The sequence below is a fragment of the Streptococcus sp. HMSC070B10 genome, assembly GCF_001808665.1.
Taxonomy (GTDB): Bacteria; Bacillota; Bacilli; order Lactobacillales; family Streptococcaceae; genus Streptococcus.
In genome coordinates, this window is the sequence record NZ_KV794151.1 from 1 (window position 1) to 8,838 (window position 8,838).

At 40.0% G+C, this 8,838-nt stretch carries 3 protein-coding genes; all 3 read left to right on the plus strand.

Features of this window, described 5'->3' with window-relative positions; genetic code table 11:
• On the plus strand, positions 1-239 hold a 239-nt coding region (locus HMPREF2613_RS01560; RefSeq protein ID WP_142350500.1), incomplete at its 5' end, for an LPXTG cell wall anchor domain-containing protein.
• A gap of 157 nt (positions 240-396) precedes the next feature.
• Positions 397-1,254, plus strand: coding sequence for a bifunctional methylenetetrahydrofolate dehydrogenase/methenyltetrahydrofolate cyclohydrolase (locus HMPREF2613_RS01565; protein WP_042750844.1), 858 nt, complete (start codon positions 397-399; stop codon positions 1,252-1,254).
• A 365-nt stretch (positions 1,255-1,619) separates the two neighbouring features.
• Complete coding sequence (locus HMPREF2613_RS01570) at positions 1,620-8,780, plus strand: SIALI-17 repeat-containing surface protein (protein ID WP_070478493.1); 7,161 nt, start codon at positions 1,620-1,622, stop codon at positions 8,778-8,780.
• The last annotated feature ends 58 nt before the right edge of the window (positions 8,781-8,838 follow it).

Here is an 8,838-nt window from a genome sequence, read left to right on the forward strand (position 1 = left end):
CAACAGATCCAAGTCAAGATACAGTAATTAACTATGTTCCAAATCCTAGGGAAGTAGAAAAACCTGCTAAACCAGCTCAACCTTCTAAACCTTCTAAACAAGAAACACCTAAATATGTTGAAGGTCAAAAAGAGTTGCCTAACACAGGTACAGAAGCTAACGCTAGTCTAGCATCGCTCGGACTTCTTGGAGCACTAGGAGGATTTGGACTTCTTGCTCGTAAGAAAAAAGAAGATTAAATCTAATTAGATTTTCTAATAAGAATAAGGAGTTGGATGGAATATCCGCTCCTTTTTCTTATAGTTTGAAACTATAGGATTGCCTAGGAAAGAAGTGTTAGAGGGGACTAACAGTTTTTGGTATAATGGAAGATATTTGAAAGAAAAGAGAAGTGATATGACACAGATTATTGATGGGAAGGCTCTAGCAGCTAAGTTACAAGGACAGCTGGCTGAAAAGACTGCAAGATTAAAGGAAGAAACAGGTTTAGTACCTGGTTTGGTGGTGATTTTGGTTGGGGACAACCCTGCCAGCCAAGTCTACGTTCGAAATAAGGAACGTTCTGCCCTTGCAGCTGGTTTTCGTAGTGAAGTAGTCCGAGTTCCAGAAACCATTACCCAAGAGGAATTGTTAGACTTGATTGCCAAATACAATCAACATTCAGAATGGCACGGGATATTAGTCCAGTTACCATTGCCAAAACATATTGATGAAGAGGCGGTTTTATTAGCCATTGACCCAGAAAAGGATGTCGATGGTTTTCATCCGCTAAACATGGGGCGTCTTTGGTCAGGTCATCCAGTCATGATTCCTTCGACACCTGCAGGGATTATGGAAATGTTCCATGAATATGGGATTGACTTGGAAGGTAAAAATGCGGTCGTCATCGGTCGTTCCAATATCGTCGGAAAACCCATGGCCCAGCTTCTTTTGGCAAAGAATGCTACAGTGACTTTGACTCACTCACGGACTCATAATCTTGCCAAGGTGGCTGCTAAAGCAGATATTCTGGTGGTTGCAATCGGTCGTGCCAAGTTTGTGACTGCTGACTTTGTTAAACCTGGAGCAGTTGTCATTGATGTTGGGATGAATCGCGATGAAAATGGGAAGCTATGTGGTGATGTTGATTATGAGGCAGTTGCCCCACTTGCTAGCCACATCACACCAGTTCCTGGAGGTGTAGGTCCTATGACCATTACCATGCTGATGGAGCAAACTTATCAAGCAGCACTTCGGACATTGGATAGAAAATAGGAAAAAAGAAGGTAGAATAATGTTTTACCTTCTTTTTATGTAATGCAGTCTAAAATGATATGAGTCCATAAACTATAAATTTGAAGTATGAAAATGCTATTAATAGAATGAAATTTGTATTGGAAAGAGTCTAGAATAGAAAGCTACTTTCATTGCACCTATTTCTTTTGAATGAACTTATCTTGCATACCATTTTATTAGGTTAAATTGATGGAAAATGATTGCAATTTCAGGTGTGTTTTGATATATTTAATATATAAAATATATTATCGAACTTGGTACGTGTTTGTGTATTCAGAAGGAGGTCGTTTTTTAAAATAAAGTAAGCGCTTACTTTGTATCAAGAAAAAGAAATGAGGATTTTAATGAACAAAAGACTTTTTGATAAACGTTGTCATTATAGCATTCGTAAATTTGCAATAGGTGCGGCATCTGTAATGATTGGGGCTAGTATATTTGGAATTTCAGCTGTACAAGCTGAGGAGGTGGCTTCATCCAATACTCAAACAGGAGAAACAACTGTTCATCAAGCTCAGCCTTTAGATAAGCTTCCCGATGATGTGGCAGCTGCTATCGCAAAGGCTGATGAGAATGGTGGGCGTGAGTTTGTAAAACCCAAAGCTGAGTCGACAGAAGATAAAGTGACTAAGGATACAGAAACTACTAGACCTGCTAACGATGGTAGTCATGAATTGGCTAGCCCTAAAGTGGAAACTCCAAATAAAGTAGAAGAAGGAACCAAGGCTGAGGACAAACAGAAATCTGAAGAGGCAAATCCAAAGCCTGTTGAATCTGCATCAACATCTGGAACAGAACTGAAAGAGGATTCTAAAAAAACTTCTGAAAAGGACCAAGTGAAAGCAGACACAGAGATCAAACCTTCTTCTGAAAAATCGCAAGCACTATCTGGAGAGTCAAACAAAGCTGAAGTTGAAAAGGAAAAACAACTATTATCGGAGCGAAAACAAGATTTTAATAAAGATTGGTATTTTAAACTAAATGCCCAAGGAGATTTTTCAAAAAAAGATGTGGATGTTCATGATTGGTCTAAATTGAATCTTCCACATGATTGGAGCATTTATTTTGATTTCGACCATAAGTCTCCCGCGCGTAATGAAGGTGGCCAGTTAAATGGTGGAACAGCTTGGTATCGTAAGACTTTCACATTAAATGAAGCAGACAAGAATAAGGATGTTCGTATCAATTTTGATGGGGTTTACATGGATTCAAAGGTCTATGTAAATGGTAAATTTGTAGGACATTATCCAAGTGGCTATAATCATTTTTCATATGATATCACAGAATTTTTAAACAAGGATGGTAGTGAAAATTCAATTACTGTTCAAGTGACCAATAAGCAACCAAGTAGTCGTTGGTATTCAGGAAGTGGGATTTATCGTGATGTAACTCTTAGTTATCGTGATAAAGTCCATGTTGCCGAAAATGGTAATCATATCACTACTCCAAAACTTGCTGAGCAAAAAGAAGGGAATGTTGAAACACAGGTTCAAAGTAAGATTAAAAATACGGATAAGAAGGCTGCTAAAGTCTTTGTGGAACAACAAATTTTCACTAAGGAAGGTAAGGTTGTTTCAGAATTAGTGCGCTCTGAAACGAAGAATTTAGCAGAAAATGAAGTTGCAGATTTCAGACAAACAATCCTAGTTAATAAACCAACTCTTTGGACGACAAAAAGTTATCATCCTCAACTGTATGTTTTGAAAACAAAGGTTTATAAAGAAGGTCAACTAGTTGATGTAACAGAAGATACATTTGGTTACCGCTATTTTAATTGGACTGCTAAGGATGGTTTCTCTCTGAATGGTGAACGTATGAAATTCCACGGAGTAAGTATTCACCATGACAATGGAGCTTTGGGTGCAGAAGAAAATTATAAGGCTACCTATCGTAAATTAAAACTCCTGAAAGATATGGGGGTTAACTCTATTCGAACAACCCACAATCCAGCTAGTCCTCAGTTACTTGATGCTGCAGCAAGTTTAGGTCTTTTGGTTCAAGAGGAAGCTTTTGATACCTGGTATGGTGGTAAGAAGACTTATGACTATGGACGTTTCTTTGATCAAGATGCAACCCATCCTGAAGCTAAGAAGGGTGAGAAGTGGTCTGATTTTGATCTCAGAACAATGGTAGAACGGGATAAGAACAATCCGTCTATCGTAATGTGGTCTCTTGGAAATGAGGTAGAAGAGGCAAATGGTAGTCCTCGCTCTATCGAAACTGCTAAACGTCTGAAGACTATTATCAAGGCAATTGATACTGAACGTTATGTCACTATGGGTGAAAATAAATTTAGTCGTGCAGCGACAGGTGATTTCTTGAAACTCGCAGAAATCATGGATGCTGTCGGTATGAACTATGGTGAACGTTTTTATGATGCGGTTCGTAGAGCGCATCCAGACTGGCTCATTTATGGTTCTGAAACCTCTTCAGCTACTAGAACGCGTGATTCTTATTACAATCCTGCTCAAATCCTTGGACACGATAACCGTCCAAATCGTCACTATGAACAATCTGATTATGGTAATGACCGTGTTGGGTGGGGAAGAACAGCTACTGAGTCATGGACTTTTGACCGTGATCGTGCTGGCTATGCTGGACAATTTATCTGGACAGGTATTGATTATATTGGAGAACCAACTCCATGGCATAACCAAGATAATACACCTGTGAAGAGCTCTTACTTTGGTATCATCGATACGGCTGGTTTACCGAAGAATGATTTTTACCTTTACCGTAGTGAATGGTATAGTGCTAAAGAAAAGCCAACTGTTCGCATTTTACCACATTGGAACTGGACTGAAGAGACACTTAAGGATCGCAAGATGCTAGTCGATGGAAAGGTTCCAGTTCGTACCTTCTCAAATGCTGCAAGTGTCGAATTGTTCTTAAATGGACAGTCGCTTGGTAAAAAGGAATATACGAAGAAAAGGACAGAAGATGGACGTCCTTATCATGAAGGGGCTAAACCAAGTGAATTGTATCTTGAGTGGCTTGTGAAATACCAACCCGGCACACTGACTGCGATTGCTCGAGATGAAAATGGCAACGAAATTGCGCGTGATAGTGTGACAACTGCAGGGGAACCAGCAAGAGTTCGTCTGACTAAAGAAGAGCATGTTATCACTGCAGATGGGAAAGACCTATCCTACATCCATTACGAAATTGTTGATGGCGATGGGAATGTGGTTCCGACAGCGAATAATCTTGTTCATTTCAATCTTCATGGTCAGGGACAAATTGTTGGTGTGGATAATGGAGAACAAGCTAGCCGTGAGCGCTACAAAGCTCAAGCAGATGGAACATGGCAAAGACGTGCTTTCAATGGTAAAGGGGTTGTCATTGTAAAATCAACAGAAAAAGAAGGTAAATTTACTCTTTATGCAGATTCTGCTGGTTTGACATCTGATAGCGCAACGGTCGCAACTGTGTCTGGTAAGAAAGAAAATCGTCACTTTGTAGCTTTTGCTCCTGTAAAAGCAACAACTGATGTGACGACAAATCCTGAATTACCTCAAACAGTAACAGCTATTTATAGTGACGGTAGTGTTGAGGAAAAGACTGTAACATGGGACGTGCCATCTGACTTGCTTACAAGTGCAGGTGAGAAAAAAGTATCTGGACGTGTAGAAGGTTTGGAAACCAAAGCTGAGGCACTTGTAAAAGTGATTGCCTTAGATAGATGGTTACCAAAAGTTGCTACAGTCCCAGTTGGAACGAATGCGGCTGATTTGGATAAAACGGTCACAGCTGTTCTGACAGATGGTAGCTTGATTGATACTGATGTTGTTTCTTGGACTTTGAAAGATCCTGCTGCTTTGACAAAAGAAGGTGGACGTACGGAAGCTACTGGTAAATTGGTAGATGACGACCGTGAAGTGACTGCAACCTTTATCGCAAGCAGTAAGGAAACAACAAGTAGCATTACAGGACTTACTGTAGGGGATAAAACTCTTGAGAACTTCGAGTCTGGCAAGACTTATTACCGTGTATCCCTTCCTTACACTGCAACCATTCCAAGTGTTGGAGCTCAGACTACCGGATATCAAGTAACTGTTCAGCAAGCTTCTGCTGATAATGGCTATCAGGCTTCTGTCTTCTTGAGTGACCAAAAGGGTGACTTGGTTCAAACTTACTTAATTCAGTTTGTGAAGGAAGCTCCTGCTTTGAAACGTTTGGAAGTAGTTGTGGAAGGAAAAGAAACTGCTACTGAAGATCAAGTCTTAACCTATCATGTCATTGGTCGTTATGAGGATGGTTCACAAACAGAATTTTCAGCATCAGATATTCACTTAGAAGCTAAATCATCTGATGGTGGGCATCTTGAGGTGAATGGACAGAACTTGTTGCTCTATACTAAGGGAAGAGTGACTTTGACACCTCGAATCGATAATCAAACAGAGAAAACAGAATCTGTAACTACTGAAGTAGTGATTAAAGAAAATAAAGTCAGCAAGAAGATTGTGAAACTTCATCCTGTATTTGTTTCTACAGACATTAATCAGCAACCGAATCTACCTAAAGAAGTTGGAGCAGAATTTGATAAAGGCTTGCCACGCAAAGTATCTGTAACTTGGGATAAGGTAGATGAAAAAGAGTTGGCGCACTATCATAGCTTTACGCTTAAAGGACATGTGGAAGGCACAGATATTGAAGCTCAAGCGAATGTAACGGTTGAAGGATTGCAAGTTGCAGAGGAAATCAGCCTTACTCTTCCTAAGGGTGAGACAGTTCAATTGCCAGCTAATGTTCGTGCTTACCATTCTAACGGAACAACTATCTACAAAGATGTGGTTTGGGAACAGGTTCCAGCCAACTTTAGTCAAACTGAAGGGGTCTATGAAATCAATGGTCGTTTAGTAGGTAGCAATCTTACAACTAAAGCTCATGTTCGAGTGTCTAGTCAAGTTGTTGCTGGAAATAATATCTCTAAACAATGGACAGGTTCGCAATTGCCAGCTGCCATTGTGTCCAATACAGGAGGAGATGATTCAGCTAATACCTTGAACGACCTGGCTGTGTCAAGAACGCCAACAGATGCTAAAAATAGATGGACTACTTGGAGAACAAATACTGATAATGACTGGGCTTCTATCTTGTTTGGTAATTCAGGAGACTTGACGAAACGTTTTGTCAACAATTTGTCGGTTGATTTCTATACTGATGGAGCAATTGGTCTTCCAAAAGAATATGTAGTTGAATATTATGTAGGTAAAGAAATTCCAGATTTACCAAGTGATGTCAGCAATGCTCAGCGTGATACTAATCATCCATTTAATAATCCAGCCAACTGGAAGGCAGTTGAAAACTTACATGCTCCAAGCCAGCTATCTGCAACTCAAACCAATCACTTTACCTTTGACAAGGTAGAAACCTATGCTGTTCGTCTTCGAATGAAAAAGGCTGAAGGAACTGCAGGAGTTGGTCTGACAGAGCTAACTGTCCTTGGAAACAAGGTCTTAAGTGAAACAAGTTCAGATATTTCTATCAAAGTAGATGGCAAGGATTTTGAACACTTTAATCCATCGAAAACAGATTATTATATTCCTCAATCTAGCAAGGAAATTACTGCAACAGCTAGCAACAATGGTTTGGTTACTCTTGTTCCAGCAACAAGTCCAAAAGGTGCGACACGTCTCATCTTAAAAGCAGAAGATGGTACGGTATTGAAAGAATATCGAATCTTCCGCAATGATGAGAGAGAAACTAGTCAACCTCTTGCTGCAGAAAATAGTGCTAAAACCTTGAACGTTGGAGACAATCTTCAACTTCCTTCAGAAGTCACTGTTTATTACCCAACTTCAACTACTTGGACTACAGCTAAACTTGCAGTGAAGTGGGATGCTATTCCTGAACATGCGACAGAGCATGAGGGAACATTTGAAATTACTGGTCATGTCATTGGTACAAATCTAACCACTAAAATGCAGGTGACAGTTGTAGCTAAAGGAAATCAAGTCATCTCAGAAAATCCAAGCAACAATGACAAAGATTCTAAAGCCTTTGCTTCAACAACGAACGATACACAAGCAGCTTCACATGATCGAATTTTCTATATCAATGATGGAAAATACAATGAAGATGGACGTTGGACAAACTGGTCTCGTACTCCAAAAAATGAAGAAACTTCTGTCGGACTACTCTTTAAGAAGGACGGTAAAATTGCCTCACAAGCTATTGGAAAAGTTGCCATTCAGTTCTTTAAAGATAGTGGAACAGATGCCCCAGAGAAAATGGTTTTAGAAAGATATATTGGCCCTGCCTTTACAGAACCAAGTACGATTTCTCGTTATGAAGAAAATGCTGACCATCCATTCAACAAGGCAGAAAATTGGGCTCCAATTCCTTACAAAGCTTCTGGAGAATTAGTAGCTGGGAAACCAATCGAGTTTAACTTTGATCCGATTCAAACGACAGCTATTCGTGCTCGAATGACTCGTAAGTCTACTACTAACGGGCTAGCAGTAGTCGAATTTACAGCCTACTCTGCAGGCAAGGGAGCAGAAGTCGAAACACCATCAGCGACTATTTCAATCGATGGAAAAGCATTGGAAAACTTTGATCCAAATGTGACAGAGTACACCCTAACAACAATGGGAACTAAACCAAAAGTCACTGCGACAACTAGTGGACATGGAGTAGTCACGGTAGTGGATCATGGAAATACAAATCTTCCAACACTGGTCCGTCTTGTTTCCAAAGATGGAAATCTGGTGAAAGAATATCGTTTATACTTTAAGTCTACCTTCCAAACAACACCGACAGAAGGCGTTAAGAACTTAGTAGCAGAAACTCCAAGTTTGGAAATTGAAAAGACTCCGCTTCCATTCAAAGAAGTTATTCGTGAAAACCCTGAACTTGCTCAAGGTCAACGTCGTATTGTTTCTGAAGGACAAGCTGGAGAAAAAGTTGACTATATTCAAGTTTTGGGAACTAATAGAACTCTTGTTCATTCTGAAGAAAGAAAGGCCCAGGATCGTATTATTGAAGTTGGAGTGAAAGCATCTATTTCAAGTAGTAAAGGCGAGGAGCCAGCTCCAGTCAATGAAGTTCCAGAATTCAAAGGTGGTGCTAACTTTGTAGAAGCAGCAGTCAATGAAGTTCCAGAATTCAAAGGCGGTGCTAACTTTGTAGAAGCAGCAGTAAACGAAGTTCCAGAATACGCAGGAACTCTTGCTACTGTAGGAGAACAAGCGGCACCAAGCGTTGAGAAACCTGAATTTAAGGGTGGTGTTAATGCTGTAATGGCTCTAGAACATAAACTTCCAGAGTACCGTGGTGTTCTAGCTACAGTAGGTAATCAACCAGCACCGACAGTAGAAAAACCAGAGTTTAAACTAAGTTCGTTAGAAAAATCTCAGACTCCAGAAGCACCAGTTCAAGTTGCCAAGGAAGACAAGAGATTGCCAGAAACTGGTGAAAAACAGTCAGAAACAGCTATTTTCTTGGCAGGTGTTACCTTGGCCTTGTCAGCAGCTTTATTAACTGCAAAACGCAAAGAGGACTAGTCTGTGCGCCTAATACCATTCTAGTTGTATAGATTGGTAGAAGATAAAAAATGAATCG